This window comes from Streptomyces flavofungini, assembly GCF_041028215.1.
GTDB lineage: Bacteria > Actinomycetota > Actinomycetes > Streptomycetales > Streptomycetaceae > Streptomyces > Streptomyces flavofungini_B.
In genome coordinates, this window is the sequence record NZ_JASKYR010001573.1 from 1 (window position 1) to 362 (window position 362).

General features: G+C 76.5%; 1 protein-coding gene. It reads right to left on the reverse strand.

From position 1 onward, the window contains the following. On the reverse strand, positions 1–362 hold a 362-nt coding region (locus tag AB8Z36_RS42240), incomplete at both ends, for a chorismate mutase (RefSeq protein WP_369218589.1).

A 362-nucleotide genomic window follows, 5' to 3' on the forward strand; every position in this document is an offset into this window, starting at 1 on the left:
CGCGCCACGTCGGCGAGCGAGGGCGCGGTGCCGTCGGCGGGGAGCGTCTCGTCGGCGTTCCAGGACACGTCGACGACGCCCGCAAGGTCGGCCGCCGTACTGCCCTCGTGCGGGGCGGCGCCGTCRSCRCGCCCGCCCCCGCCCRCCGCTCCGCGAGTCGTCGCATCTGGAGTTCGGTCAGCTCGGCGATGAGCGTGCGGTAGGCGGCCTCGGCGATGCCCGGGGGCATGCCCTCCTCCTCGGCGAGGCGGCGCACCTTGGCGATGACCTGTTCCACCCGGCCCGGGGAGCGCACGGTCTCCTCGTCGCGCTTGAACTCCGTCAGCTCCCGCACCACGGCGGTGCGCCGCGCGAGCAGCCCG